The sequence below is a fragment of the Streptomyces sp. NBC_01294 genome (assembly GCF_035917235.1).
GTDB classification, from domain to species: domain Bacteria; phylum Actinomycetota; class Actinomycetes; order Streptomycetales; family Streptomycetaceae; genus Streptomyces; species Streptomyces caledonius.
Map to the genome: position 1 here is coordinate 6,025,570 of NZ_CP108423.1, position 26,755 is coordinate 6,052,324.

Consider the following 26,755-nt stretch of genomic DNA (forward strand, 5'->3'; position numbering starts at 1 on the left):
CTCCTCGGCTCGCGCCTGCGGCCGTGGTTCTGCCGTGCGGCCTGGGTTGCGCGCTCGTCCTGCGGGGAGCCCCCGGAGTGTCCCCGCCCCACGGCCCCGCTTCGTCCGAGACGGGGCGCGGATCCGCCGGGTGGGGGTGTGGGGACGGTGGGGGGTGTCCCCGCAGGACGAGCGCGCAACCACCCCGTACGGCCGGGACATGCCCGCAGGCGCGAGCCGAGGAGACACCCCCCGGCGGCACCGCACCCCCACCCCCGGTCCGACCCCGTCCAGGGCACACATCCCCAGCCCCGCCGGCGTTTGAGGCGCGGGGGTCCGGGGGCTGGCCCCCGGAGGACGGCCCGCAGGTCAGATGCCCAGCTCGGCCACCGTCAGCTTGGCGACGGCCTCCTTCTCCCCGTCCAGCGTCACAGCGGCAGCGTCCTGGCGGCCGAAGCAGAACAGCGTCAGCTCACCCGGCTCGCCCGTCACCGTCACCACCGGCGCCCCCTTGTGCGCCACCGCCGTCTGCCCGTTCGGCCGGCGCAGCACCAGGCCCACCGGCGACCGGCGGCCCGTGAGGCGGGCCAGCTTCTCCAGGCGCGACCACAGCGAGTCCGAGAACACCGGGTCCAGCTCCCGCGGGGACCAGTCCGGCTGCGCCCGGCGGACGTCCTCCGCGTGGACGTAGAACTCGACCGCGTTCGCCGCCTCGTCCAGCTGCTTCAGCGCGTACACCGACATCTTCGGCGGGCCGGTGCGGATCAGCCGGACCAGTTCCTCGTACGGCTTGGCCGTGTACTCCTCCATCGCCTTGTCCAGGCGGGCCTTCAGGACGTTCAGCAGGATCCCGCCCGCCGCGTCCGGCCGCCGCTCCCGGACGACGACGTGCGCGGCCAGATCCCGGCAGGTCCAGCCGGCGCACAGCGTGGGGGCCTCCGGACCGGCCGCCTCCAACAGGTCCGCCAGCAGCAGTCGTTCACGCTTCGCATGGGTAGACATGCGGGCCAGCCTAAGGCCGGAACACGCCGCGCGCCCGCCCATCAGGCGGACAAGGATCATTGCTCCCATCCCGGCCCGGCACAATGGCCACATGAGTACGTCCCCCCGCCCCGGCAACCTCGATCCCGCCATCGCCGCGCGCCTCAAGCGCTCCGCCGACGGCCTGGTACCGGCCATCGCCCAGCAGTACGACACCGGTGAGGTGCTCATGCTCGGCTGGATGGACGACGAGGCCCTGCACCGCACCCTGACCACCGGCCGCTGCACCTACTGGTCCCGCAGCCGCCAGGAGTACTGGGTGAAGGGCGACACATCCGGCCACTTCCAGCACGTGAAGTCCGTCGCCCTCGACTGCGATGCCGACACCGTGCTCGTCAAGGTCGACCAGGTCGGAGCCGCCTGTCACACCGGCACCCGTACCTGCTTCGACGACGATGTCCTCCTCCGCGCAGCCGACTAGGTAGGGTCCCACGCCATGGATCTTGAGACGTTCCGCAAGCTTGCGGCCGACCGCCGCGTCATCCCCGTGAGCCGCAAGCTGCTGGCCGACGGGGACACCCCCGTCGGGCTCTACCGCAAGCTGGCCGCCGAACGCCCCGGCACCTTCCTGCTGGAGTCCGCCGAGAACGGCCGCTCCTGGTCCCGCTACTCCTTCGTCGGGGTCCGCAGCGACGCCACCCTGACCGCCCGCGACGGCCGCGCACACTGGATCGGCACCCCGCCCGTCGGCGTCCCCGTCGACGGCGACCCCCTCGACGCCCTGCGCGCCACCGTCGAGGCCCTGCACACCCCCCGCGACCTGGCGGGCGGCATGCCCCCCTTCACCGGCGGCATGGTCGGCTACCTCGGCTACGACATCGTGCGCCGCCTGGAGCGCATCGGCGAGCACGGCGGCGACGACCTGAAGCTGCCCGAGCTGACCATGCTGCTCACCTCCGACCTGGCGGTCATGGACCACTGGGACGGCACCGTCCAGCTCATCGCCAACGCCATCAACCACAACGACCTCGACTCGGGCGTGGACGAGGCGTACGCGGACGCCGTGGCCCGCCTCGACGCCATGGAGGCCGACCTCGCGCGGCCCGCCCCCTACGTGCCCGCCCCGCTGCCCGACTCCGAGCTGCCCGAGTTCTCCGCCCTCTGGGGCGGCGAGAAGTACCAGGCGGCCGTCGAGGACATCAAGGAGCGGATCCGGGCCGGCGAGGCCTTCCAGGTGGTCCCCTCGCAGCGGTTCGAGACCCCCTGCCGGGCCTCCGCGCTGGACGTCTACCGGGTGCTGCGGGCCACGAACCCGTCCCCGTACATGTACCTCTTCCGCTTCGAGAACGGCTTCGACGTGGTCGGGTCGAGCCCGGAGGCGCTGGTCAAGGTCGAGGACGGGCGGGCCATGGTCCACCCCATCGCCGGCACCCGTCACCGCGGTGCGACCCCGCAGGAGGACCACGACCTCGCCGAGGAGCTGCTGGCCGACCCCAAGGAGCGCGCCGAGCACCTGATGCTCGTCGACCTGGGCCGCAACGACCTCGGCCGGGTCTGCGAGCCGGGCTCCGTCGAGGTCGTCGACTTCATGAAGATCGAGCGGTACTCGCACGTCATGCACATCGTGTCCACCGTCACCGGGCGGGTCGCCGAGGGGAAGACCGCCTTCGACGTGCTCACCGCCTGCTTCCCGGCCGGCACCCTCTCCGGCGCGCCCAAGCCCCGCGCCATGCAGATCATCGAGGAGCTGGAACCCTCCCGCCGCGGCCTCTACGGCGGCTGCGTGGGCTACCTGGACTTCGCCGGGGACTCCGACACGGCCATCGCCATCCGCACCGCGCTGCTGCGCGACGGCACGGCGTACGTGCAGGCCGGCGCCGGTGTGGTCGCCGACTCGGTGCCCGAACTGGAGGACAACGAGTGCCGCAACAAGGCGGCCGCCGTGCTGCGCGCGGTGGGAGCGGCGAACCGCCTCCACGGCTCTTGAAGGCGTAGGGGATAGTGGGGTACGTGAGTGCCGTACCCCCGCCCCGATCCGATGCCGACTCCGAGCCCGAGGCTCCCGGCCACCGCAGCGCCCGGCGCAGCGTGGCCGCGGCCCTGCTGCTCGGCACGCTCGGCGCCACCGTCGTCCTGCTCGCCTCCGGCCGGACCTGGGCCCGGGGCACCACCGCCATCGACGGCGACGCGCTCCAGCTGGCCGCGGACGGGCGGGCCGTCACCGGCCTCCCCGCCGCCCTGGCCATCGTGGGCCTCGCCGCGCTCGTCGCCGTCTTCGCCGTACGCGGCAAGAGCCGGCTGCTGGTCTCGGCGCTGCTGGCGCTCAGCGGCCTGGGTGCGGCCCTGTCCGCCCTCTTCGGCGCGGACGGCCGTCGGGCCCTGGACGCGCAGGCCGCCCGTACGACCGCGGACACCGCGGCGCACGCGGCCGGGCTGACCCAGACGACCTGGCCGTACGTCACGGCCGCCGGCGCCCTCCTGATCCTCGCCGCGGGCCTGCTGGCGCTGCGCTTCGGCCGGGGCTGGCCCTCGATGGGAGGCCGCTACGAGCGTGACGGCAGCGCCCGTCCGCGCAGGGTCGCGGCGGTGGATCCGGACCGGCCGGAAGATCTGTGGAAGGCTCTGGACCGCGGCGAGGATCCCACCACGGATCCGGCCACGGATCCGGCCACGGATCCGGCCACGAATCCCCCTGCGGACCCGCCCGCCGACCAGGCACGCTGACCCGACCCCCGTGGACGGCGAACGCGCCCGGTGCGGGACAATGGGCCCCGAGCCGTTCGACACAGACCGCGCTTTCCACACAGCACCGCGACAGAGCAACGAGGAGCAACTCATGGCGGGCACAGACCACGGACACACCCCGGCCGCCTGGACCGGTGTCATCATCGCCTTCATCGGTTTCTGCATCTCCGGCGCCTTCATGGTGCTCGCGAACCCGCTGGGCTTCTGGGCCGGTCTCGTCGTCGTCGCGATCGGTGGTGTCGTCGGCCTGGCGATGCGGGCCGCGGGCATGGGTGCGCCGAAGGCCGCCCACAAGGACCTCGCCGACGTCATCGCCGCGGCCAAGGTTCCCGCCAAGGTCTGAGCGTGACCCACGCCGTCACCGGCAACCCAGCCGAAAGGCGCGGCCCCGCCGGGCTGCGCCTTTCGTCATGACCGGAGAGAATCAGCGGGTGGACGCCTCACACAGCCCCGATGTCCGGCCGTCGCCGACGCCCCCGGCATCACGGGCCCGGCGGCTCGCCGTCCCGGCGCTCTACCTGGCCGCGGCCGCCTCGGCCTTTGCATACGTGGGCACCGTGGACCCCAACGAGCCCGGCCACTATCCGGTCTGCCCGCTGCTGCGGCTGACCGGAATCCTGTGCCCCGGCTGCGGCGGCCTGCGCAGCGCGCACGCGTTCGCCCACGGCGATCTGATCACCGCTTTCGGGGCGAATGCCCTCGCCGTCGTGGCCTACTTCGCCTTCGCGGGGTTCATGGCCCTGTGGCTGGTTCGCGCCTGCCGCGGCGGGCCGGTTCCGAGGATCGTCCTGCGGCCGCCGTACTGGTGGGCGCTGGGCGCGGTGGCCCTGGTGTTCGTCGTCGTCCGAAATCTTTCTTTCGGCTCGGCGCTGGCCCCCTGAGCCCGCCCGGCAGCCCGGATGAAGCCCGGATTCCGACTGTCCAGTTACTGGGACGCCGTCAACCGCGTGCGGAGTGCAACGCCTCCTGCGGATACCATTTGATTGCTGACCTTGCAGTTGTACGTGTCTGCAAGGCGGCCGACCGTCATCGACCCGGAAGGGGGCCGCTCGCGTGAGTGTGCTCGACGAGATCATCGAAGGGGTCCGCGAAGACCTTGCCGAACGGCAGGCCCGCGTGAGCCTCGACGAGCTCAAGGAGCGTGCCGCCAAGGCGCCCCAGGCCAAGGACGGCGTCGCTGCCCTGCGCGGCGACAGCGTCAAGGTGATCTGCGAGGTCAAGCGCTCCAGCCCCTCCAAGGGCGCGCTGGCCGCGATCGCGGATCCGGCCGGGCTCGCCGCCGACTACGAGGCGGGCGGTGCGGCGGTCATCTCCGTCCTCACCGAGCAGCGCCGATTCGGCGGCTCGCTGGCCGACCTGGAGGCCGTCCGCGCCCGCGTGGACATCCCGATCCTGCGCAAGGACTTCATCGTCACGGCGTACCAGCTCTGGGAGGCCCGCGCCTACGGCGCCGACCTCGTCCTGCTGATCGTCGCGGCCCTGGAGCAGGAGGCCCTCGTCTCCCTCATCGAGCGGGCCGAGTCCATCGGCCTGACCCCGCTCGTCGAGGTCCACGACGAGGACGAAGTGGAGCGCGCGGTCGCCGCAGGCGCCAAGATCATCGGCGTCAACGCCCGCAACCTCAAGGACCTCAAGGTCGACCGCTCCACCTTCGAGCGCGTCGTCGGCGAGATCCCGGCCCACATCGTCAAGATTGCCGAGTCCGGCATCCGCGGGCCGCACGACCTGATCGCCTACGCGAACGAGGGCGCCGACGCCGTCCTCGTCGGGGAGTCCCTGGTGACCGGCCGCGACCCGAAGTCGGCCGTGGCCGACCTCGTCGCCGCCGGCGCCCACCCCGCCCTGCGCCACGGGCGGAGCTGACCCGTTCCCATGACCCACGACCGCCCCTCCGTCCGTACGCAGTCCGCGCCGCCGGCAGCTCGCCGCGGCAGGGTCGGCGTGCCGACGGCGCACGCGCCCCTGGCGCGCGGCTGCCGCCCCCGCGGCTGCCGTGCCCCGGCCCGGCGCGTGCACGGGCGACGGGTCCGCTACGTGATCGGCTCCGAGCCCGGTCAGGTCAACGGCATGCGATGGCGCCGCGGAGGCGCGCTGTAACGAGGGCCGCCGCGGCCCGGTACGCGAGACGTACCGCGCCGCGAGGGGGTCCCGTACGGCCTGCCGCCCGGGCCGACCGGCTCCGGGCGCGGGCCGCCCCGTACCGTCCGCACCACATCCCCCAGCGGGGTGTGCGCGGCGCGGGCGGGCGGCGCAATACGGTGAATCCACCCCGCCGCATCTCGCACCCGTAGGAGCACTGGACATGTCCAGCGAGTTCTTCATCCCGGACCCGGAGGGTCACGTTCCGAACGCCGAGGGCTACTTCGGCGACTTCGGCGGCAAGTTCATCCCGGAGGCGCTCGTCGCCGCCGTGGACGAGGTCGCCGTCGAGTACGAGAAGGCCAAGGGCGACCCGGCCTTCGCGGCCGAGCTCAACGACCTCATGGTCAACTACACCGGCCGCCCCAGCGCCCTCACCGAGGTGCCCCGCTTCGCCGAGCACGCCGGCGGGGCGCGGATCTTCCTCAAGCGCGAGGACCTGAACCACACCGGCTCGCACAAGATCAACAACGTGCTGGGCCAGGCGCTGCTCACCAAGCGCATGGGCAAGACCCGGGTCATCGCCGAGACCGGCGCCGGCCAGCACGGCGTGGCCACCGCCACCGCGTGCGCGCTCTTCGGCCTCGACTGCACCGTCTACATGGGCGAGATCGACACCCAGCGCCAGGCCCTCAACGTGGCCCGGATGCGCATGCTGGGCGCCGAGGTCATCGCCGTGAAGTCCGGCTCCCGGACTCTGAAGGACGCGATCAACGAGGCGTTCCGCGACTGGGTCGCCAACGTGGACCGGACCCACTACCTCTTCGGCACGGTCGCCGGCCCGCACCCCTTCCCCGCCATGGTCCGCGACTTCCACCGGGTCATCGGCGTCGAGGCCCGCCGCCAGATCCTGGAGCGCGCCGGCCGGCTGCCCGACGCCGTCGCGGCCTGCGTCGGCGGCGGCTCGAACGCCATCGGCCTCTTCCACGCCTTCATCCCGGACGCCGGCGTCCGCCTGGTCGGCTTCGAGCCCGCCGGGCACGGCGTCGAGACCGGCGAGCACGCGGCCACGCTGACCGCGGGCGAGCCCGGGATCCTGCACGGCTCCCGCTCCTACGTCCTCCAGGACGAGGAGGGCCAGATCACCGAGCCCTACTCCATCTCGGCCGGTCTGGACTACCCGGGCATCGGCCCGGAGCACTCCTACCTCAAGGACACCGGCCGCGGCGAGTACCGCGCGGTCACCGACGACGCGGCGATGCAGGCCCTGCGGCTGCTCTCCCGCACCGAGGGCATCATCCCGGCCATCGAGTCCGCGCACGCGCTGGCGGGCGCCCTGGACCTGGGCAGGGAGCTGGGCAAGGACGGCCTGCTGGTGGTCAACCTGTCCGGCCGCGGCGACAAGGACATGGACACGGCCGCCCGCTACTTCGGGCTGTACGACAACGGGACCGAGGGGGAGTCGAAGTGACCACCGCCAGTGAGAAGACCGGTCGCATCCAGCTGCTGAGCGACACCCTCGCCAAGGCGAAGTCCGAGGACCGCGCGGCCCTCGTCGCCTACCTCCCGGCGGGCTTCCCGACCGTCGACGGCGCCATCGAGGCCGTCAAGGCCGTCATCGAGGGCGGCGCGGACATCGTCGAGATCGGCCTCCCGCACAGCGACCCGGTGCTGGACGGCGCGATCATCCAGACCGCCGACGACATCGCCCTGCGCGGTGGCGTGAAGATCGCCGACGTGATCCGTACGGTCCGCGAGGCGCACGAGGCGACCGGGGCCCCGGTCCTGGTGATGACGTACTGGAACCCCATCGACCGCTACGGCGTCGAGCGGTTCACGGCCGAGCTGGCGGCGGCGGGCGGCGCCGGCTGCATCCTGCCCGACCTGCCGGTGCAGGAGTCCGCGCTGTGGCGCGAGCACGCCGAGAAGCACGGTCTGGCGACCGTCTTCGTCGTGGCCCCGAGCAGCAAGGACGCGCGCCTGGCCACCATCACGGCGGCCGGCTCCGGCTTCGTCTACGCCGCCTCCCTGATGGGGGTCACCGGTACCCGCGAATCGGTCGGCAACCAGGCCGCCGACCTGGTGCGCCGCACCCGCGCCACCAGCGACCTGCCGGTCTGCGTCGGTCTGGGCGTCTCCAACGCCGTCCAGGCCAAGGAGGTCGCGGGCTTCGCCGACGGCGTGATCGTCGGCTCGGCCTTCGTGAAGCTGCTGCTGGACGCGCCGGACCTGCCGGCCGGACTGGACGCCGTACGGTCGCTCGCTGGCGAGCTCGCGGAAGGCGTGCGCAGGAGCTGACGTGCGCGTTCGATCGAAGGCGCGGACGTCTGAACGGGTTCTGTAGCCCGATCGGGTGGAAGTGGGAGCGGGGAGGCACGCGAGTGCCTCCCCGCTTCGTTTGGCCGAACGTGAGCGAGAAGAACGACGGTGCGAACCGCGATGCGACGAAACGATCGGCCCGGGAGCGACTCCTCGTGGAGCGCGAGCGGCAGAAGACCCGGGACAAGCGCCGGCGGACCCTCATCGTGACGGCGGCGGTGGTCGGCGTGCTGGGCCTGGCGGCCGTCGTCGGCGTGATCGCGGCCAACACCGGCAAGGACGGCTCCTCCAAGGCGGGCCCGGTGGTCGCGCCCTCGGGGGCCACCGGCAAGGACGCCCTCGCCATCCAGACCGGCAAGGCCGAGGCCAAGTCCTCCCTCACCGTCTGGGAGGACTTCCGCTGCCCCGCCTGCAAGGTCTTCGAGGACCAGTACCGGGACGTCATCCACGACCTGGAGGCCAAGGGGCTGCTCAAGGTCGACTACCACCTGGTCACCCTCATCGACGCGAAGATGGGCGGCAGCGGCTCGCTGAAGGCGGCGAACGCGGCGGCCTGCGCGCAGGACGCCGGCAAGTTCACGGCGTACCACGACGTCCTGTTCCAGAACCAGCCGCAGGAGATCGACGACGCCTACGGCAAGAACGCCAAGCTGCTGGAGCTGGCCGGCAAGGTGGACGGGCTGGACACTCCCGCGTTCCGCAAGTGCGTGGAGGACGGCACGTACAACAGCTGGGTGACCAAGTCGTACGAGGCCTTCGGCGCCGGGAACTTCCGGGGCACACCGAGCGTGCTGCTGAACGGCAAGGACATCTTCGCCGACCAGGCCAACCCGCTGACCCCGCAGAAGCTGAAGGAGCAGGTGGAGGCCGCGGGCAAGGCCTCCGGCGGTTCCGAGGCCGGAGCGGGAGCCGGGAACGGGAAGGGGGAGGGGGAGGCGAAGGCCTCCCCGTCGACGAAGTCCGGGGCGAAGGCCTCGCCCTCGCCGTCGCCCTCACCCACCAGGACCACGTCGAACGGCTCCTCGGGCAGCTCGTCGAACAGCTCCTCGAACGGTCGCTCGAACGGCTCCTCGGAGAACTGAGCGCCGCCCGGTCCATGTCTGGATTTGGTTTCGTCTTGCCGGGCGGTTGCCCTCAGCACCGCCCGGCAGGGTAGCGTCAGCTCTGCCATGGACATTGCTTACATCCCCAGTCCGTCGACCGGCGTGATCCATCTCGGACCGATCCCGCTCCGCGGCTACGCGTTCTGCATCATCATCGGCGTCTTCGTCGCCGTCTGGCTCGGCAACCGGCGCTGGATCGCGCGCGGCGGAAAGCCGGGCACGGTCGCGGACATCGCCGTGTGGGCGGTGCCGTTCGGCCTGGTCGGCGGTCGCCTCTACCACGTGATCACCGACTACCAGCTCTACTTCGGCGAGGGCCGCAACTGGGTCGACGCCTTCAAGATCTGGGAGGGCGGCCTCGGCATCTGGGGAGCGATCGCGCTGGGCGCGGTGGGTGCCTGGATCGGCTGCCGGCTGCGCGGCATCCCGCTGCCGGCCTGGGCGGACGCCCTGGCCCCCGGTATCGCGCTGGCCCAGGCCTGCGGACGCTGGGGCAACTGGTTCAACCAGGAGCTGTACGGCCGGGCCACCGACCTGCCGTGGGCGGTGGAGATCACCGCGGGCCCGAACCGGGACGCCGGGACCTACCACCCGACCTTCCTGTACGAGTCGCTGTGGTGCGTCGGCGTCGCCTTCCTGGTGATCTGGGCCGACCGCCGCTTCACGCTCGGCCACGGGCGGGCCTTCGCCCTGTACGTCGCCGCGTACTGCGTCGGCCGCGGCTGGATCGAGTACATGCGCGTCGACGAGGCGCACCACATCCTGGGCCTGCGGCTGAACGTCTGGACCTCGATCGTCGTCTTCATTCTGGCGGTCGTCTACTTCGTGCTCTCGGCGAAGCTGCGGCCGGGCCGCGAGACGGTCGTCGAGCCGGACGCCTCCGGCGGCAAGGGCGGCAAGGGCGGGGACGCGGAGGCCACCGAGGCCGAGGCCGGGGACGAGCCCTCGGACATGTCGGAGGCCAAGGTCGAGGCGTCCGTGCTGACGAAGGGCGAGCTCGCCAAGGCCGACCTGCGCAAGCCGCGGCGGACCGAGGACGACACCACCGCGGAGTCCGACACACCCTGACCCGAACGCTCTGCAAGAGGGGTGCCGCACACGCCGCGGCACCCCTCTTGCGCGTTCCGATATCAGCGGGAGCCGCTATCAGCCCCGCCGGCGTTTGAGGCGCGGGGTCCGGGGCGGAGCCCCGATCTTTGAGCCTCGCCGGCGATTGAGGCGCGGGGTCCGGGGCGGAGCCCAGGGAAGCCGCGCCGCGCTCGGCTCCGCGGGAGCACGGGCTCCGCTCAGCGCGCCGGGACCCGCGCGGCGAGCGCAAGGGTGCGGTGCGCAGCCGCCACCACGGCCGGATCCACGAACCGCCCGTCGGGCAGCGCCAGCGCCCCCGGCGTAGCCCGGGCCGCGCTCAGGACCTCCACCGCGGCGTTCACCTCCTCCGGCGCCGGCAGATAGGCACGCTCGATCACCGGGAGCTGCCGCGGGTGGATCGCCGCCCGGCCGAGGAACCCGAGGGCGCGACCGCGGACGCAGGAGACGGCCAGCGCCTCCAGGTCCCGGATGTCCGGGAAGACGGATTGGGCGGGGGGCGCCAGCCCCGCCGCCCGCGCGGCCACCACCACCCGCGAGCGGCACCAGTCCAGGCCCGCCTCCGCGCTGACGGCCAGGTCGGCCCGCAGGTCCGCCTCGCCGAGGGAGAGCCCGCGCAGGGCGGGGTGCGCGCGGGCGATCTCGTACGCGCGCTCCACGCCCACCGCCGACTCCAGCAGCGCGTGCAGGCTCACTCCGCCGGTGCGGACGGCGACGGCGGCGATCTGCTCCGGGGCGCTGATCTTGGGCAGCCGCAGCCCCGCGAGGCCGTGCAGCCCGCCGAGCGCGGTGAGGTCGGCGCCGCCCCAGGGGGAGTCGAGGGCGTTGACGCGGACGTGGACGGGCACCGGTGGCCGCTCGCCGAGCAGGTCGGCGGTGGCGGCGCGGGCGTACTCCTTGCGGGAGGCCGGTACCGCGTCCTCCAGATCGACGATGACGGCGTCCGCCCCGCAGCCGAGGGCCTTGGCGACCACCTCGGGGCGGTCGCCGGGCGCGTACAGCCAGGTCAGGATCACAGGGCTCCCCCGCTCCGCAGCGCGGTGATCTCGGCCTCGGTCAGGCCGAGTTCGGTCAGGACCTCCCGGGTGTCCGCCCCGTGCGGGCGGCCCGCCCAGCGGATCCCGCCGGGGGTCTCGGAGAGCCGGAAGAGGATGTTCTGCATCCGCAGTGGTCCCAGCTCCGGGTCCTCGATCTCGGTGACCGTGTCGAGGGCCGCGAACTGGGGGTCCTCCATCACGTCCCGGACGTCGTAGACCTGGGCGACGGCCGCCTCGGCCTCCTCGAAGGCGGCGACGACCTCCTCCGCCTTGTGGCGGGCGATCCAGCCGCCGACCGCGTCGTCCAGGACGTCCGCGTGCCGGGCCCGCCCGGCGCCGGTCGCGAACCACGGCTCGCCGATCAGCTCGGGCCGCCCGACCAGCCGCACCACCCGCTCGGCGATGGACTGGGCGGAGGCGGAGACCGCCAGCCAGCGGCCGTCGGCGCTGCGGTAGGTGTTGCGGGGGGCGTTGTTGGCGGAGCGGTTGCCGGTGCGGGGCTGGACGTAGCCGAGCTGGTCGTACCAGAGCGGGTGCGGGCCGAGCACGGTCAGCATCGGCTCGATGATGGCCAGGTCCACGACCTGTCCGTGCCCGGTGCGGTCCCGGCCGGCGAGGGCCGTCATGACGGCGTACGCGGTGGTCAGCGCGGCGATCGAGTCGGCGAGCCCGAAGGGCGGCAGCGTCGGCGGACCCTCCGGCTCGCCGGTGATCGCGGCGAACCCGCTCATCGCCTCGGCGAGCGTGCCGAAGCCCGGGCGGTGGGCGTACGGGCCGTGCTGGCCGAAGGCCGTCACGCGGGCCAGGACCAGGCGCGGGTTGGCGGCGGACAGCTCGGGCCAGCCCAGCCCCCACCTCTCCAGGGTGCCGGGGCGGAAGTTCTCGATGACCACGTCGGCCGTGGCGGCGAGCCGCAGCAGGGTGTCCCGGCCACCGGGCGTGGACAGGTCGAGGGTCATCGTCCGCTTGTTCCGGCCGAGCAGCTTCCACCACAGGCCGATGCCGTCCTTGGCCGGGCCGTGGCCGCGGGAGGGGTCGGGACGGTCGGGGTGCTCGACCTTGACGACCTCGGCTCCGAAGTCGCCGAGCAGGGTGGCGGCGAGGGGCCCGGCGAAGAGGGTGGCGAGGTCGAGCACGCGGAGCCCCTGCAGGGGCCCGGCGGTCATCACGAGGCGGCTCCGGGCTGCGTCGCGGCGAAGGCGTCGGTTTCGGCGCGGGCGGGCATCGAGTCCTGGGCACCGGGGCGCTGGACGGACAGCGCGGCCGCCGCCGAGGCCCAGCGCAGGGCGACGGGCATCGGCCGGCCCTCGCCGAGGGCCACGGCCAGGGCGCCGACGAAGGTGTCCCCGGCGGCGGTGGTGTCCACGGCCCGGACCCGGGGCGCGGGCACGGAGAGGGGCTCCCGGCCGCGGGCGGCGTACAGGACGCCGGCCGCGCCGAGGGTGATCACCACCTCGGGCACGTCGTCCAGCAGGGCCTCGGCGGCCTGGCGGGGGTCGGTGAGCCCGGTCAGGGTGGCGGCCTCGTGCTCGTTGGGCACCAGGAGGTCGGTGGCGGCGAGGAGCTCGGCGGGCAGCGGCTGGGCGGGGGCCGGGGTGAGCACCGTACGGACGCCGTGCGCGCGGGCGGCGCGGGCGCCGGCGAGGACGGCGGGGAGGGGCAGTTCGAGCTGGAGGAGGAGGGAGCCGGCGGCGGCGATCCGGGCGTCGTCGCCCGCCTCCAGCCCGGTGACGTGGGCGTTGGCGCCGGGGATGACGATGATGCTGTTGCCGCCCTCGTCGTCCACGGTGATGTGGGCGGTGCCGCTGGCGCCCTCGACGGTGCGCAGGGCCGCCGTCTCGACCCCGGCCGCGGTGAGCGCGGAGCGCAGCCGTACGCCGAACTCGTCGGCTCCGACCGCGCCGATCATCACCACCTCCCCGCCGGAGCGGGCGGCGGCGACGGCCTGGTTGGCGCCCTTGCCGCCGGGGACCGTGCGGAAGGCCCGGCCGGTGACGGTCTCCCCGAGGCGGGGGGCCTTGGGGACGTAGGCGACGAGGTCCATGTTCGTACTGCCGAGCACGGCGATGGCCGTCATGAGCGTGCTGCCTCCTGTGCGGTGAGGTGGGCGAGGGTGTCGAAGCCGATGCCGTCGAAGCCGGGGACGGTGGTGGCGAGGCGGTTCTTGAGGGGGGTGGTCCAGCGGTCCGGGAGGGCGTCCGGGGAGCCGGCGACCAGTCCGGCGAGCGCGCCGGCGGTGGCCCCGTTGGAGTCGGTGTCCCAGCCGCCGGACACGGCGCGGCAGACGGAGCGGGTGAAGTCCCCGTCGGCGTGGGTGAGGGCGGCGGTGATCAGGGCGGTGTTGGGCACGGCGTGGACCCAGTGGTAGTGCCCGTAGCGCGCGTGCAGCCGGTCGACGACCAGGTCGAAGCCGGCCGTGTCCCGTGCGGCGCCGATCGCGAAGCGGACGGCCTCGGCGAGGCGGGAGCGGGGCGGTACGACGGCCAGTCCGGCCCGGAGCGCGGCGTGCACGTCGGCGCGGCCGGTCGCCGCCTCGGCGGTGGCGGCGGCGACGAACAGGGCGGCGTAGACGCCGTTGCCGGTGTGGGTCAGTGCGGCGTCCCGGTACGCCTGGGCCGCGGCGGCGGCCGGGTCCCCGGGGTTGGTCCAGCCGTGGACGTCGGCGCGGATGAGGGCGCCGATCCACTCGCGGAAGGGGTTGTGGTGGGTGGCGGTGGCGGGCGGCTCCAGCCCGAGGAGGAGGTTGCGGTAGGCGATGCGCTCGGCGGTGAAGGTCCGCCCGGCGGGCAGCTCGTCGAGCCACAGGCGGGCGACGTCGGCGGTGGTGAAGCCCTTGCCGTGCCGCTGGAGCAGGAGCAGGCCGAGGAGGGGGTAGTTCAGGTCGTCGTCCTCGGGCATGCCGTCGATGTTCTCGGCGAGCGAGGTGGGGGCGGAGCGGCGGTTCCACGGGTACGCGGCCAGCAGCTCCGGCGGGACGCCGCGGGCGGTGAACCAGTCGTCCAGCGGCCAGTTGCCGGCGGCGCGGGCGAGGGCGCGGATCCCCTCCAGCGGCAGCTTCTCGACGGGCTTGCCGAGCAGACACCCGACGGCCCGCCCGAGCCAGGCGGCCTCCAGCCGGGTCCGCAGACCGGTGCCGGCCCCCGGGACCCGCGAAGCCGGGGCCGTGTCCCGGGGCCCCGCTCCGAGGGCGGGCTCCCGGCCCCCTGTCGTCCGGGGCAGGCCCCGGGGGCCTGGATCGGGGCGGGTGCCCCGATCCAGGCCTCCGGCAGGTTGGACGGGCTGGACGGGCTGGACGGGCCCGGTGGGCAGCGCGTCGACTGCCGGGCGGAGGGCCCCGGCTTCCCCGGCGCCCGCGCCCGCCGCGGCGGTGGGGGGCTGCGCGCGGGTGTCGGGCGCCGCCCGCGAGGTCCGGGCCGTGGGTGCGGTCGCGGCTTCGCCGCGCCAGGGCGGGACCTCGGGCCAGGCGGCGCGGATGGACTCCCAGGAGTCCGGTTCGTCGGCGGAGAGCGGGCGGGGAAGGGAGGCCAGCTCGTCCAGGAGGCGGGACGCGAGGGCGCGGAGTTCCGGGGGCGCCGGGGTGGGGGAGGCTCCGGCCCGTTCGGGCGCCGGGTGGCCGCCCGCCGCCGGCCAGGCCCGCCGGGCGGATCCGGCGTCCCGGCCGTCCTCGGCGGCCTGCCGCAGCTCGTGCCCGATCAGGTCCTCGGGCTGCGCCCAGGTCAGGCGTACGGGGGGACCGGGCGCGGGTCCCTCCGTACGCCCGGTTCCGTTCCCGCAGGCAGCACCGCTCACCGGGGGTCCGCGATCGCGGTGAAGGCCGACTCGTGGGCCCGGCGGCGGGTGCGGTCCAAGGCGAAGATCTCGCGGGCCACGGCGGCCAGCGACCGGGCCGGGGCGTGCAGGTCGAGGCGGCTGGCCTCGGCGACCTGCTTGGCCCAGGCCGCAGGGATCACCGCCTCGCCGCCCAGGGCCCCCGCGATCGCCCCCGCCATGGTGGCGATGGAGTCGCAGTCCCGGCCGTAGTTGACGGCGCCGAGGACCGAGCCCTCGTACCCTCCGTCCGCGATCAGCAGCATGCCGAGGGCGATCGGCAGTTCCTCGATGGCCTGGAGCCGGGAGGGGCGGCGGGCGTCGAGCGAGGGGTTGCGGTAGTCCGGCCCGACCGAGTCGTACGGGGCCACCGCCGCCCGCAGCGGGGTCAGCGCCGACTCGAAGTCCCGGTGGGCGGCGGCCACTTCGCACACGGCCGCGATCGCGGTGCGCGTGCCGTCCTTGGCCAGGGCCAGGGCCGTGTCCACGACCGAGGCCGCCGTCGCCCCGGGCACGCACGCGGCCGCCACCGCCGCCGCGAACACGCCCGCCGCCTCCCGCCCGTACGAGGACTGGTGCGCGCCGGCGATGTCCAGCGCCTCGGCGTACGCGCCCGCCGGGTTGCCCGCGTTGGCGATGCCCGCCGGCGCCATGTACATCGCCGCACCGCAGTTGACGATGTTGCCGCTGCCGGCCTCGCGCGGGTCGACGTGCGCGTAGTGGAGGCGGGTGACGATCCACTTCTCCGCCAGGAAGACCCGCTGCAACGGCAGGGCCTCGGCCTCCAGTTCGGGGATCCAGCGCGGGGTGGACATGAGGTCCGGGACCAGGTGCTCGGCGATCGCGTAGGCGTCGAGGTGGTCCCGTACGGCCTCGTAGACCCGCACCAGCGCGTGCGTCATCAAGGTGTCGTCCGTGACGTGTCCGTCGCCCTTGTGGTACGGCGCGATGGGGCGGGCCGTGCGCCAGTTCTCGTACCAGGGGCCGACGATGCCGTGCACGCGGCCGCCGTGCCGTTCCACGATCTGGTCCGGGGTCCAGCCCTCCACCGGGCCGCCGAGCGCGTCGCCGACGGCCGCTCCGACGAGGGCGCCTGCGGCCCGGTCCTCCAACGTGAGCGTCATGTCCGAATCATCCCCTGAGGTTTGGGTGAGGTGAGTTCCGTGCGCGCGAGGAGCGCGGCGAGTTCGACGAGGTCGGTGCCGGCGAGGCGGGGCAGGGCGCAGCCGGAGAGGGTGCGGCAGGCCTCGCGCCAGGCGGCGGGGATCGAGTCGCCGCCGCCGAGCACACCGGTGAGCGCTCCGGCGAGGGCGGGGGCGGAGTCCGCGACGCGGGACAGGCAGGCGGCGGCCGGGACGGCCTCGGTCACCCTGCCGCGGGCGGCGGTCGCGAGGGCGAGGGCCACGGGGACGGTCTCGGCGGCGGCGATCCCGTAGCTGTAGACGTGGTCCACGATCTCGTGTTCGAGGGTGGGGACGATGGCGAAGGCGCCGCCGTCGGCGTGCGTACGGAGGTGGGTGCGGGCGAGTCCGACGGCGTGGCGGGCGTTGCGGCCGATCTCGGTGGCCTCGGGGAGCTGGGCGAGGGCGGCGTCCACGGCGGCGTCGACGTTCCCGGTGGTGAGGGCGGTGGCGATGGCGGCGGCCATGGCGCGGGCGCCGTGGACGCCGTCGCCGTCCTGCGTGTAGCGGGCGTCGAACTCGGCGAGGTCGGCCGCCGCCGCGGCGTCGCCGGGATGGACGACGGCGAGGACGCAGGCGCGGATGCAGGCGGCGTCGTCGAAGTAGTGCGGGTTGTCGTGGCCGGTGGCGGGCGGGCGCAGGCCGGCGGCGAGGTTGCCGAGGCCGGCGCGGACGGAGATCCGGGCGCGGAGGGGGAGGACGGCGGACTCGACCTCGGGCGCGCGTTCCGCCGCCGCGGCGACCTCGGAGGCGAGGGCGTTCCACGCGAGGTCGATGGCGGCGCGCATTCTTCTGGACCGGCTGAGGTCGGAGAGCAGGACGCCGGCGGCGGTGAGCACGGACTCGGCGACGAACGCGGCCCATTCGGCGTCGTCGGACGGGCCGAGGCGCAGGGGTTCGGGGGGCTGGTTGAGGGCGATGGGGACGGGGAGGGTGGTGGTGGCGTTCTGCTCGGCGAAGGTGTCGAGCTCGCGGGTGAGGCGGCGGGTCCACTCGGGCATCCGGCTGGCGCGGTGGCGGGCGGCGGGCCAGCCGGCGGCGTCGCCTGCGGCGAGCCCGAGGAGGAGTCCCTCGATGCGGCGTTGGCCGGCGGCGGGCTGGGCGGGCTGGACGGTCCGTGCGTCGGCCGGGCCCGTACGGGGTTCCGCGCGCAGGACCCCGACCCCGCCGCCGGGGGCTCCGGCGGCCCGCACCACGGCGATCTCCCCCACCCCGCCCCTTCCCGAAAGCAGGGGCAGGCCCCTGGACCCCGGGTCCACCGGTGGCCCGGACCCCGGTTCCGCCGGGCCCGCGGCCGGTCCCGCTTCGGCCGGGGCCGCCGGGACCGGCCGGTCCACCGTCGGCCCCGCCACCGACAGGCCGGGGAGGGCCGGAACGGGAGCCATGTCCACCGGGAAGGCAGCCGGTCCTGCCGGGGCGGCGGAGGCCGGGTCCGGCGGGAGGGTGGTGGAGCGTGCCGGGCCGGCGGCCGGGTCTGCCGGGAGGGCGGCGCGGGCGGCGCGGGTGGCGCGTGGGCCGGGTTCGGCCGGGGCGTGCCCGCCCGCAGAGGGCCCGACCGGCGGCAGGCCGAAGCGGGCCGGGGTGGCCGTGCCTGCCGGGAGGGCGGGCACGCCTGCCTGGTCGGCAGCCGGGTCCGGCGGCAGGGTGGTCGAGCCTGCCACGACGAGCCTCATGCCTGCCGGGGCGGGGGCGGGGTCCGTCGGAAGGGTGGCGAGGGCCGTGGGTGGCATCGGATCGACCGGGCCCCGCCCGCCCGCGGCCGTCCCGGCCGAGGGCAGTCCGGGACGGGCCGGGACGGGGGCGCGGCTCGCCACGGCGGCGGCCGGGTCCGGCGGGAGGGTGGCCGGGGCTGCCGGGGCTGCCGGGGCTGCCCGGGCGGGGGCGGGGGCCGGGGTCGGCGGGAGGGTGGCGAGGGTGGTGTGTGTGTGTTCGGTCGGGGGGTTGGCGGGGGCCTCCGGGGTCATCGGGGGGCCTCGTATTCGGGGGTGAGGAGGTCCGCGATGTCCAGGACGTGGTAGCCCCGCATCGAGGGGAGGCAGCTGCCGCGGACCGGGCCGATGGCCGAGGACCAGGCGGCGGGGATCGCGGCGGCGCCCGACATCGCGCCGGCCAGCGCGCCCGCCACCGCCGCCGTGGTGTCCGCGTCGCGGCCCATGTTGACCGCGGTCAGGACCGAGGACGGGAAGTCGCCCCGGCACGCCGCGAACGCGCCGAAGGCGAGGCCGACGGCTTCGGGGGCCAGGTCCGTCCACGGGTAGCCGCCGATGACCACCGCCGAGCGCACCGCCCGTTCGCCGCGCGGGGCGGCGGTGACCGCCCGGCGCAGCGAGCGGGCCGTCCAGGAGTCCGAGGGGATCACGGACAGGGCCGCGGAGACGACGGAGGCCGGGCTGCCGCCGGCCATCGCCGCGGCCACGCCCGCCGCCACCGCCTGGCCGCCGTAGATGCCCTCGCCGTCGTGGCTGACCGTGCCGTCGATGGCGACGAGCCGGGCCGCCTCCGCGGGCCGGCCCGCCGCGAAGACTCCGAACGGCGCCGCCCGCATCGCCAGGCCGTCCGACCACGCGTGCCGGTGCTGCGCGGAGATGGGGGCCGCCAGCCCCCGGCGGAGGTTCTCCAGGGTGCCGCGCTCCGAGAAGCCCGCGCCGCGGAACGGGCCCTCGTCGAGGTCCGCGATCCAGTGGTGCCAGGCCCGCTCCACGTGGGAGACGGTGAGCGCCGAGCCGTGGCGGGCCAGCAGCAGCCCCGAGAAGATCGCGTACTCGGTGTCGTCCGTGCCCGCCGGGTCGTCCGACACGAAGCCTTCGATGCGGCCCCATTTCGCCCGGATCTCCGACGGCTTCATGTTCTCCGCCGGGGCGCCCAGCGCGTCGCCCACCGCGAGGCCCAGAAGAGCGCCCCTGGCCCGTTCGAGGAGGACCTGCGGATTGCATGCAATCAGCTCCATGGCGCGCCTCTCCACTTGATGGGACTCATGATGAGCCCTTGGGGGATTTGTGCCATGGCATGTGGTTTGTCGCTCGTCGCGAAACACCCCGCGCGCCCCGTCGTCACCCGGTCGCCGACCCGCAAAACCGCAGGTAAGTACGGCCTTCCTTGCTGGCGGGCGGCAGAAATCGTGCGTAGTTTCGAGGTGTTCAGGGGGAGCGGGGCGCGTCACGGCGCCCGTTGGCACAAATGGGGAGATACGCCGCATGTCCATCATTGACATCGAAGCACCACTGCACACCGCCCACCGCGACAACCACACCCACCGCGACGTCAACGGTGGATGGCTGCGGCCGGCCGTGTTCGGTGCGATGGACGGGCTCGTCTCCAACCTCGCGCTGATGACCGGCGTGGCGGGCGGCGCCGTCGCCCCGCAGACCATCGTGATCACCGGCCTGGCGGGTCTCGCGGCAGGCGCCTTCTCGATGGCGGCCGGCGAATACACCTCCGTCGCCTCGCAGCGCGAACTGGTCCTCGCCGAACTCGACATCGAGCGTCAGCAGTTGCGCAAGCACCCGGTCGACGAGATGGAGGAGCTCGCCGAGCTCTACGTCTCCCGCGGCGTCGAGCCGCCGCTCGCCCGCGAGGTCGCCATGCAGCTGTCCCGCGACCCCGAGCAGGCGCTGGAGATCCACGCCCGCGAGGAGCTCGGGATCGACCCCGACGACCTGCCCTCGCCGATGGTCGCCGCCGTCTCGTCCTTCGGCTCCTTCGCGCTGGGCGCGCTGCTCCCCGTACTGCCGTACCTGCTCGGCGCCACGTCCCTGTGGCCCGCCGTGCTGCTGGCCCTGGCCGGGCTCTTCGCCTGTGGCGCGGTCGTCTCCCGGGTCACCGCCCGGTCCTGGTGGTACAGCGGACTGCGCCAGCTGGTCCTCGGTGGCGCGGCCGCCGGTGTGACGTACATCCTGGGAACCTGGATCGGCGGGGCCATAGGCTGACCGGCCTGGGAGTGAGACACTATGCAGACTGCAACATAAGTAGTCCGTTACCCGGCGGTTTCGATTCCGTGTCCACCGGGCATCACACCAGGACTCCGGGCAACGATGCCCGTCCTGCACCGGGACCTTCGCCTCGCCATCCACACGTCAGCGCCGCGAAAGTCCCCTCTTCCTGCCTCGTGCGTGTCCGCATGCTGGAATGGCATATCCGCTTCTCGGGATTGTCGTCATCATGTAATCTGCACGAAATTTCGCAGAGGGCCAACGTCGTCCCTCGGCTATGCACATATGCCACGACGACGACGGGAGAGCCGATGCGTTCCGCATCCACGCACTCCGCGACCGGCCCCAGCACCACCGCCTGGTCGCCCATGGACGGTCGCCCCGCCCAGCAGGGCATGTACGACCCGCGCAACGAGAAGGACGCCTGTGGCGTCGGATTCGTGGCGAACCTCACCGGCGAGGCCACCCACACCCTTGTTGAGCAGGCACTGACCGTATTGCGGAACCTCGAGCACCGCGGCGCGACCGGCTCCGAGCCGGACTCGGGCGACGGCGCCGGAATCCTCTGCCAGGTCCCGGACGCGTTCCTGCGCGAGGTCGCCGGCATCGAGCTCCCCGAGGCCGGCGCGTACGCCGTCGGCATCGCCTTCCTCCCCGCCGACGGCACCGCACAGGCCGTCGCCGTGGAGCAGATCGAGGCCATCGCCGCCCAGGAGGACCTCACGGTCCTCGGCTGGCGCGAGGTCCCGGTCACCCCCGACCTGCTCGGCAACGGCGCCCGCGCCACCATGCCGGCCTTCTCGCAGCTGTTCGTCACCGGGGGCGGCAGCACGGGCATCGAGCTGGACCGCAAGGCGTTCGTGCTGCGCAAGCGCGCCGAGCGCGAGGCCGGCGTGTACTTCCCGTCGCTCTCCGCCCGCACCATCGTCTACAAGGGCATGCTGACCACCGGCCAGCTGGAGCCCTTCTTCCCGGACCTCTCCGACCGCCGCTTCGCGTCGGCGCTCGCCCTGGTCCACTCCCGGTTCTCGACGAACACCTTCCCGTCCTGGCCGCTCGCCCACCCGTACCGCTTCGTCGCGCACAACGGCGAGATCAACACGGTCAAGGGCAACCGGAACTGGATGAAGGCCCGCGAGTCCCAGCTGGCGTCGGAAGCCTTCGGTGACGGCGTGCTGGACCGGATCTTCCCGATCTGCACCCCCGACGCCTCCGACTCCGCCTCCTTCGACGAGGTCCTGGAGCTGCTCCACCTCGGCGGCCGGTCGCTGCCGCACAGCGTGCTGATGATGATCCCGGAGGCGTGGGAGAACCACACCTCCATGGCCCCGGCCCGCCGCGCGTTCTACCAGTACCACTCCACGCTGATGGAGCCCTGGGACGGCCCGGCCTGCGTCACCTTCACCGACGGCACCCAGGTCGGCGCCGTCCTCGACCGCAACGGTCTGCGCCCCGGCCGCTACTGGGTCACCGACGACGGCCTCGTCGTCCTCGGCTCCGAGGTCGGCGTCCTCGACATCGACCCGGCCAAGGTCGTCCGCAAGGGCCGCCTGCAGCCCGGCAAGATGTTCCTCGTCGACACCGCCCAGAAGCGGATCGTCGAGGACGATGAGATCAAGAACGAGCTCGCCTCGGCCGCCCCGTACGCGGAGTGGCTGGAGACCGGCGAGATCGAGCTGACGGACCTGCCCGAGCGCGAGCACATCGTGCACACCCACGCCTCGGTCACCCGCCGCCAGCAGACCTTCGGCTACACCGAGGAAGAGCTGCGCGTCATCCTCGCGCCGATGGCCCGTACCGCCGGCGAGCCGCTCGGCTCCATGGGCACGGACTCCCCGATCGCGGCCCTGTCCGAGCGTCCCCGGCTGCTCTTCGACTACTTCACACAGCTCTTCGCGCAGGTCACCAACCCGCCGCTGGACGCCATCCGCGAGGAGCTCGTCACCTCGCTGCTGTCCTCGATCGGCCCGCAGTCCAACCTGCTGGAGCCGACCGCCGTGTCCTGCCGCAGCGTCACGCTGCCGTTCCCGGTGATCGACAACGACGAGCTGGCCAAGCTCATCCACATCAACGCCGACGGCGACATGCCGGGCATGAAGGCCGCCACGCTCTCCGGCCTCTACCGGGTCTCCGGTGGCGGCGAGGCGCTGGCCGCGCGGATCGCGGAGATCCGAGCCGAGGCCGACGCGGCCATCGCCAACGGCGCCCGCCTGATCGTCCTCTCGGACCGCCACTCGGACGCCGAGCACGCACCGATCCCCTCGCTGCTGCTCACCTCCGCCGTGCACCACCACCTCATCGCCACCAAGCAGCGCACCCAGGTGGGTCTGCTGGTCGAGGCCGGTGACGTCCGCGAGGTCCACCACGTCGCCCTGCTCATCGGCTACGGCGCCGCCGCGGTCAACCCGTACCTCGCCATGGAGTCCGTCGAGGACCTGCTGCGCGCCGGTACCTTCCTGTCCGGCCTGGAGCCGGAGCAGGCCATCAAGAACCTGATCTACGCGCTCGGCAAGGGCGTCCTGAAGGTCATGTCCAAGATGGGCATCTCCACCGTCGCCTCCTACCGAGGCGCCCAGGTCTTCGAGGCCGTCGGCCTGAACGACGAGTTCGTCGACACCTACTTCAACGGCACCGCCACCAAGATCGGCGGCGCCGGCCTGGACGTCATCGCCAAGGAGGTGGCCGCGCGCCACACCAAGGCGTACCCGGCCTCCGGCATCGCGGCCACGCACCGTGCGCTGGAGATCGGCGGCGAGTACCAGTGGCGCCGCGAGGGCGAGCCGCACCTGTTCGATCCGGAGACGGTCTTCCGCCTCCAGCACGCGACGCGCGGCCGCCGGTACGACATCTTCAAGCAGTACACGGACCGGGTGAACGAGCAGTCCGAGCGCCTGATGACGCTGCGCGGCCTGTTCGGCTTCAAGAGCGACCGCCCCTCCATCTCCATCGACGAGGTCGAGTCGGTGGCCGACATCGTCAAGCGCTTCTCCACCGGCGCCATGTCGTACGGCTCCATCTCCAAGGAGGCGCACGAGACCCTCGCCATCGCCATGAACCAGCTGGGCGCCAAGTCCAACACCGGTGAGGGCGGCGAGGACCCGGACCGCCTGTACGACCCGGCGCGGCGTTCGTCGATCAAGCAGGTCGCCTCCGGCCGCTTCGGCGTGACGAGCGAGTACCTGGTCAACGCGGACGACATCCAGATCAAGATGGCGCAGGGTGCCAAGCCCGGCGAGGGCGGCCAGCTGCCCGGCCACAAGGTCTACCCGTGGGTCGCCAAGACCCGGCACTCCACCCCGGGCGTCGGCCTGATCTCCCCGCCGCCGCACCACGACATCTACTCCATCGAGGACCTGGCTCAGCTGATCCACGACCTCAAGAACGCCAACCCGGTCGCCCGCATCCACGTGAAGCTGGTCTCCGAGGTCGGCGTGGGCACGGTTGCCGCGGGTGTCTCCAAGGCCCACGCGGACGTCGTCCTGATCTCCGGCCACGACGGCGGTACGGGCGCCTCCCCGCTCACCTCGCTCAAGCACGCGGGCGGTCCCTGGGAGCTCGGCCTCGCCGAGACCCAGCAGACCCTGCTGCTCAACGGGCTGCGCGACCGGATCGTCGTCCAGACGGACGGCCAGCTCAAGACCGGCCGCGACGTGATCATCGCCGCGCTGCTCGGCGCCGAGGAGTTCGGTTTCGCGACCGCGCCGCTCGTCGTCTCCGGCTGCGTCATGATGCGCGTCTGCCACCTGGACACCTGCCCGGTCGGCATCGCCACGCAGAACCCGGTCCTGCGCGAGCGCTTCTCCGGCAAGCCCGAGTTCGTCGTCAACTTCTTCGAGTTCATCGCGGAGGAGGTGCGCGAGCTCCTCGCCGAGCTGGGCTTCCGTACGATCGAGGAGGCCGTCGGCCACGCCGAGCTGCTCGACACCACCAAGGCCGTCACGCACTGGAAGGCCCAGGGCCTCAACCTGGAGCCCCTCTTCTACGTGCCCGAGCTGCCCGAGGGCGCGGTCCGCCACGCCCTGATCGAGCAGGACCACGGTCTGGAGAAGGCACTCGACAACGAGCTCGTCGAGCTCGCCGCCGACGCGCTGAACGCCGAGTCCGCCGAGACGGCCCAGCCGGTCCGCGCCCAGGTCGCGATCCGCAACATCAACCGGACCGTCGGCACCATGCTCGGCCACCACGTCACCAAGAAGTTCGGTGGCGCGGGCCTGCCCGACAACACGATCGACCTGACCTTCACCGGCAGCGCCGGCCAGTCCTTCGGCGCCTTCGTGCCGAAGGGCGTCACCCTCCGCCTGGAGGGCGACGCCAACGACTACGTCGGCAAGGGCCTCTCCGGCGGCCGGATCGTGGTCCGCCCGGACCGCGGCGCCGACCACCTCGCCGAGTACTCCACCATCGCCGGCAACACCATCGGCTACGGAGCCACCGGCGGCGAGATGTTCCTGCGCGGCCGCACCGGCGAGCGCTTCTGCGTCCGCAACTCCGGCGCCCTGGTCGTCTCGGAGGGCGTGGGCGACCACGGCTGCGAGTACATGACCGGCGGTACGGCGGTCGTCCTGGGCGAGACGGGCCGCAACTTCGCGGCCGGCATGTCGGGCGGCGTCGCGTACGTCATCGACCTCGACCCGCACAACGTCAACGTCGGCAACGCGGGCGCCGTCGAGGCCCCGTCCGACACCGACAAGCAGTGGCTGCACGATGTGGTGCGCCGCCACGAGGAGGAGACCGGCTCGACCGTGGCCGCGAAGCTCCTCGCCGACTGGTCCGTCGCGGCGGACCGCTTCAGCAAGATCATCCCGACCACGTACAAGGCAGTGCTCGCCGCCAAGGACGCCGCTGAGCTCGCCGGACTCTCGGAATCCGAGACCACGGAGAAGATGATGGAGGCGGCGACCCATGGCTGACCCGAAGGGCTTCCTCACCACCCCGCGCGAGACCGCCTGCTCCCGTCCCGTCGCCGACCGGCTGAAGGACTGGAACGAGGTCTACGTCCCGGGCTCGCTGCTCCCGATCATCAGCAAGCAGGCCGGCCGCTGCATGGACTGCGGCATCCCGTTCTGCCACAACGGGTGCCCGCTCGGGAACCTGATCCCCGAGTGGAACGACTTCGCGTACCGCGAGGACTGGTCGGCGGCGTCCGAGCGCCTGCACGCCACGAACAACTTCCCGGAGTTCACGGGCCGCCTGTGCCCGGCCCCGTGCGAGTCGGCGTGCGTCCTCGGCATCAACCAGCCGGCCGTCACGATCAAGAACGTCGAAGTCTCGATCATCGACAAGGCCTGGGACAACGGGAACGTCACCCCGCAGCCGCCGGAGCGCCTGTCCGGCAAGACGGCCGCCGTCATCGGCTCCGGCCCGGCGGGTCTCGCCGCGGCCCAGCAGCTGACCCGGGCCGGGCACACGGTGGTGGTGTACGAGCGCGCCGACCGCGTCGGCGGCCTGCTGCGCTACGGCATCCCCGAGTTCAAGATGGAGAAGGTGCACATCAACCGCCGCATCGAGCAGATGCGCGCGGAGGGCACCAAGTTCCGCACCGGCATCGAGGTCGGGCGCGACATCACGGCCACCGACCTGCGCAAGCGGTTCGACGCCGTGGTCATCGCGGCGGGCGCCACGGTCTCCCGCGACCTCCCGGTCCCGGGCCGTGAGCTGAACGGCATCCACTTCGCCATGGAGTACCTGCCGCTCGCGAACAAGGTCCAGGAGGGCGACTTCATGGCGCCCCCCATCACGGCCGAGGGCAAGCACGTGGTCGTCATCGGCGGCGGCGACACCGGCGCGGACTGCGTGGGCACCGCCCACCGCCAGGGCGCGGCCTCGGTCACGCAGCTGGAGATCATGCCGAAGCCGGGCGAGGACCGCAACGCGAACCAGCCCTGGCCGACGTTCCCCATGCTGTACAAGGTCACCTCCGCGCACGAGGAGGGCGGCGAGCGGGTCTACTCCGTCTCCACCACCCACTTCGAGGGCGACGAGGACGGCAACGTCAAGGCCCTGCACCTGGTCGAGGTCGAGTTCGTCGACGGCAAGCTCACCCAGAAGCCCGGTACCGCGCGCGTCCTCCCGGCGCAGCTGGTCACCCTGGCGATGGGCTTCACGGGCACGGACCAGGAGAACGGCCTGGTCCAGCAGTTCGGCCTGGGGATGGACGCCCGCGGCAACATCGAGCGCGACGCCTCCTACGCGACCAACGTCGACGGCGTCTTCGTCGCCGGCGACGCGGGCCGCGGCCAGTCGCTCATCGTGTGGGCCATCGCGGAGGGCCGCTCGGCCGCCCGCGGCGTGGACCGCTTCCTGACCGGCAGCAGCGCCCTCCCGTACCCGGTCAAGCCGACGGACCGCTCCCTGACGGTGTAACACCGGCAGTACCCCCCGCCCCGCGAGGGGCGGGACCCCTCATACGGTCCGTACAACGGCGTACGGAACTCCGACACCGCGCCCGCCACGTCCCCGACCAGGGGTGGCGGGCGCTGTGGCGTTATGTAGTCATACCAATGCGTTCC

The 26,755-nt window shown here is 73.4% G+C and carries 22 protein-coding genes; 14 read left to right on the forward strand and 8 right to left on the reverse strand.

The features are described from left to right. Positions 1 to 348: 348 nt before the first annotated feature. On the reverse strand, positions 349 to 981 hold the full coding sequence (locus tag OG534_RS27210) for a TIGR03085 family metal-binding protein (RefSeq protein WP_326591424.1): 633 nt from the start codon (positions 979 to 981) through the stop codon (positions 349 to 351). 91 nt (positions 982 to 1,072) lie between these two features. Between OG534_RS27210 and hisI the strand changes: the two genes are divergently transcribed. From hisI to lgt, 11 genes are all read left to right on the forward strand, one after another. Beyond that, entirely contained in the window at positions 1,073 to 1,441 is a 369-nt protein-coding gene (hisI, locus tag OG534_RS27215) for a phosphoribosyl-AMP cyclohydrolase (RefSeq protein ID WP_326591426.1), read from the forward strand. Between the two features lie 15 nt (positions 1,442 to 1,456). After that, positions 1,457 to 2,947, forward strand: a complete 1,491-nt coding sequence (locus OG534_RS27220; RefSeq protein WP_326591427.1) for an anthranilate synthase component I — start codon at positions 1,457 to 1,459, stop codon at positions 2,945 to 2,947. Between the two features lie 14 nt (positions 2,948 to 2,961). Then, positions 2,962 to 3,684 (forward strand): TIGR02234 family membrane protein, encoded by a 723-nt coding sequence (locus OG534_RS27225; RefSeq protein WP_326591428.1) that lies wholly within the window; start codon positions 2,962 to 2,964, stop codon positions 3,682 to 3,684. Positions 3,685 to 3,796: 112 nt separating this feature from the next. Next, positions 3,797 to 4,048 carry an HGxxPAAW family protein gene (locus OG534_RS27230; RefSeq protein WP_326591429.1) on the forward strand — a complete coding sequence of 84 codons (252 nt, stop codon included), beginning with the start codon at positions 3,797 to 3,799 and terminating at the stop codon, positions 4,046 to 4,048. Between the two features lie 67 nt (positions 4,049 to 4,115). Further along, complete coding sequence (locus OG534_RS27235) at positions 4,116 to 4,586, forward strand: DUF2752 domain-containing protein (protein ID WP_326591430.1); 471 nt, start codon at positions 4,116 to 4,118, stop codon at positions 4,584 to 4,586. Between the two features lie 172 nt (positions 4,587 to 4,758). Then, on the forward strand, positions 4,759 to 5,568 hold the full coding sequence (trpC, locus tag OG534_RS27240; protein ID WP_326591432.1) for an indole-3-glycerol phosphate synthase TrpC: 810 nt from the start codon (positions 4,759 to 4,761) through the stop codon (positions 5,566 to 5,568). Between the two features lie 9 nt (positions 5,569 to 5,577). After that, a complete protein-coding gene (gene trpM, locus OG534_RS27245) occupies positions 5,578 to 5,802 on the forward strand; it encodes a tryptophan biosynthesis modulator TrpM (protein WP_326591433.1) in 225 nt (74 codons plus the stop codon). A gap of 205 nt (positions 5,803 to 6,007) precedes the next feature. Continuing rightward, complete coding sequence (gene trpB / locus OG534_RS27250; RefSeq protein ID WP_326591435.1) at positions 6,008 to 7,255, forward strand: tryptophan synthase subunit beta; 1,248 nt, start codon at positions 6,008 to 6,010, stop codon at positions 7,253 to 7,255. Then, positions 7,252 to 8,082: a tryptophan synthase subunit alpha gene (trpA, locus tag OG534_RS27255; protein ID WP_326591437.1), complete on the forward strand. Its 831-nt coding sequence runs from the start codon at positions 7,252 to 7,254 to the stop codon at positions 8,080 to 8,082. Before trpB ends, trpA begins: the two co-directional genes overlap by 4 nt. Positions 8,083 to 8,192: 110 nt before the next feature. Continuing rightward, complete coding sequence (locus tag OG534_RS27260; RefSeq protein ID WP_326591439.1) at positions 8,193 to 9,185, forward strand: DsbA family protein; 993 nt, start codon at positions 8,193 to 8,195, stop codon at positions 9,183 to 9,185. A gap of 87 nt (positions 9,186 to 9,272) precedes the next feature. Then, a complete protein-coding gene (gene lgt, locus OG534_RS27265; RefSeq protein WP_326591441.1) occupies positions 9,273 to 10,274 on the forward strand; it encodes a prolipoprotein diacylglyceryl transferase in 1,002 nt (333 codons plus the stop codon). A 218-nt stretch (positions 10,275 to 10,492) separates the two neighbouring features. On the opposite strand, the gene OG534_RS27270 is transcribed toward lgt, so the two are convergent. The 7 genes from OG534_RS27270 to OG534_RS27300 are packed head-to-tail and all read right to left on the reverse strand — an operon-like array spanning position 10,493 to position 19,264. Further along, positions 10,493 to 11,308 (reverse strand): HpcH/HpaI aldolase/citrate lyase family protein, encoded by an 816-nt coding sequence (locus OG534_RS27270; protein WP_326591443.1) that lies wholly within the window; start codon positions 11,306 to 11,308, stop codon positions 10,493 to 10,495. Continuing rightward, a complete protein-coding gene (locus tag OG534_RS27275; RefSeq protein WP_326591445.1) occupies positions 11,305 to 12,495 on the reverse strand; it encodes a CaiB/BaiF CoA transferase family protein in 1,191 nt (396 codons plus the stop codon). The genes OG534_RS27270 and OG534_RS27275 overlap by 4 nt, the downstream gene beginning before the upstream one ends. After that, positions 12,495 to 13,406, reverse strand: a complete 912-nt coding sequence (gene rbsK, locus OG534_RS27280; RefSeq protein WP_326591447.1) for a ribokinase — start codon at positions 13,404 to 13,406, stop codon at positions 12,495 to 12,497. Before rbsK ends, OG534_RS27275 begins: the two co-directional genes overlap by 1 nt. Beyond that, a complete protein-coding gene (locus OG534_RS27285) occupies positions 13,403 to 15,118 on the reverse strand; it encodes an ADP-ribosylglycohydrolase family protein (protein WP_326591449.1) in 1,716 nt (571 codons plus the stop codon). The genes rbsK and OG534_RS27285 overlap by 4 nt, the downstream gene beginning before the upstream one ends. Next, on the reverse strand, positions 15,115 to 16,260 hold the full coding sequence (locus tag OG534_RS27290) for an ADP-ribosylglycohydrolase family protein (protein ID WP_326591451.1): 1,146 nt from the start codon (positions 16,258 to 16,260) through the stop codon (positions 15,115 to 15,117). The genes OG534_RS27285 and OG534_RS27290 overlap by 4 nt, the downstream gene beginning before the upstream one ends. Continuing rightward, entirely contained in the window at positions 16,257 to 18,281 is a 2,025-nt protein-coding gene (locus OG534_RS27295) for an ADP-ribosylglycohydrolase family protein (RefSeq protein ID WP_442807157.1), read from the reverse strand. The genes OG534_RS27290 and OG534_RS27295 overlap by 4 nt, the downstream gene beginning before the upstream one ends. Next, positions 18,278 to 19,264, reverse strand: a complete 987-nt coding sequence (locus tag OG534_RS27300; protein ID WP_326591453.1) for an ADP-ribosylglycohydrolase family protein — start codon at positions 19,262 to 19,264, stop codon at positions 18,278 to 18,280. Before OG534_RS27300 ends, OG534_RS27295 begins: the two co-directional genes overlap by 4 nt. A gap of 247 nt (positions 19,265 to 19,511) precedes the next feature. Here OG534_RS27300 and OG534_RS27305 point away from each other — a divergent pair, with 247 nt between their 5' ends. The 3 genes from OG534_RS27305 to OG534_RS27315 all read left to right on the forward strand — a co-directional run bounded on the left by OG534_RS27305 (position 19,512) and on the right by OG534_RS27315 (position 26,609). Further along, positions 19,512 to 20,243, forward strand: a complete 732-nt coding sequence (locus OG534_RS27305) for a VIT1/CCC1 transporter family protein (protein ID WP_326591455.1) — start codon at positions 19,512 to 19,514, stop codon at positions 20,241 to 20,243. A 371-nt stretch (positions 20,244 to 20,614) separates the two neighbouring features. Beyond that, positions 20,615 to 25,156, forward strand: a complete 4,542-nt coding sequence (gene gltB / locus OG534_RS27310; protein ID WP_326593880.1) for a glutamate synthase large subunit — start codon at positions 20,615 to 20,617, stop codon at positions 25,154 to 25,156. After that, positions 25,149 to 26,609: a glutamate synthase subunit beta gene (locus OG534_RS27315; RefSeq protein ID WP_326591457.1), complete on the forward strand. Its 1,461-nt coding sequence runs from the start codon at positions 25,149 to 25,151 to the stop codon at positions 26,607 to 26,609. The genes gltB and OG534_RS27315 overlap by 8 nt, the downstream gene beginning before the upstream one ends. Positions 26,610 to 26,755: the final 146 nt, after the last annotated feature.

Excerpts from the sequence above, each read along its gene's own strand:
- lgt (WP_326591441.1), top strand. The coding sequence starts at position 9,273 with ATGGACATTGCTTACATCCCCAGTCCGTCGACCGGCGTGATCCATCTC.
- OG534_RS27275 (WP_326591445.1), bottom strand. The coding sequence starts at position 12,495 with ATGACCGCCGGGCCCCTGCAGGGGCTCCGCGTGCTCGACCTCGCCACC.
- gltB (WP_326593880.1), top strand. The coding sequence starts at position 20,615 with ATGGACGGTCGCCCCGCCCAGCAGGGCATGTACGACCCGCGCAACGAG.
- OG534_RS27210 (WP_326591424.1), bottom strand. The coding sequence starts at position 981 with ATGTCTACCCATGCGAAGCGTGAACGACTGCTGCTGGCGGACCTGTTG.
- OG534_RS27235 (WP_326591430.1), top strand. The coding sequence starts at position 4,116 with ATGACCGGAGAGAATCAGCGGGTGGACGCCTCACACAGCCCCGATGTC.
- OG534_RS27300 (WP_326591453.1), bottom strand. The coding sequence starts at position 19,264 with ATGGAGCTGATTGCATGCAATCCGCAGGTCCTCCTCGAACGGGCCAGG.
- trpM (WP_326591433.1), top strand. The coding sequence starts at position 5,578 with ATGACCCACGACCGCCCCTCCGTCCGTACGCAGTCCGCGCCGCCGGCA.
- OG534_RS27305 (WP_326591455.1), top strand. The coding sequence starts at position 19,512 with ATGTCCATCATTGACATCGAAGCACCACTGCACACCGCCCACCGCGAC.
- trpB (WP_326591435.1), top strand. The coding sequence starts at position 6,008 with ATGTCCAGCGAGTTCTTCATCCCGGACCCGGAGGGTCACGTTCCGAAC.
- OG534_RS27315 (WP_326591457.1), top strand. The coding sequence starts at position 25,149 with ATGGCTGACCCGAAGGGCTTCCTCACCACCCCGCGCGAGACCGCCTGC.
- OG534_RS27295 (WP_442807157.1), bottom strand. The coding sequence starts at position 18,281 with ATGACCCCGGAGGCCCCCGCCAACCCCCCGACCGAACACACACACACC.
- hisI (WP_326591426.1), top strand. The coding sequence starts at position 1,073 with ATGAGTACGTCCCCCCGCCCCGGCAACCTCGATCCCGCCATCGCCGCG.
- OG534_RS27290 (WP_326591451.1), bottom strand. The coding sequence starts at position 16,260 with ATGACGCTCACGTTGGAGGACCGGGCCGCAGGCGCCCTCGTCGGAGCG.
- rbsK (WP_326591447.1), bottom strand. The coding sequence starts at position 13,406 with ATGACGGCCATCGCCGTGCTCGGCAGTACGAACATGGACCTCGTCGCC.
- OG534_RS27230 (WP_326591429.1), top strand. The coding sequence starts at position 3,797 with ATGGCGGGCACAGACCACGGACACACCCCGGCCGCCTGGACCGGTGTC.
- OG534_RS27220 (WP_326591427.1), top strand. The coding sequence starts at position 1,457 with ATGGATCTTGAGACGTTCCGCAAGCTTGCGGCCGACCGCCGCGTCATC.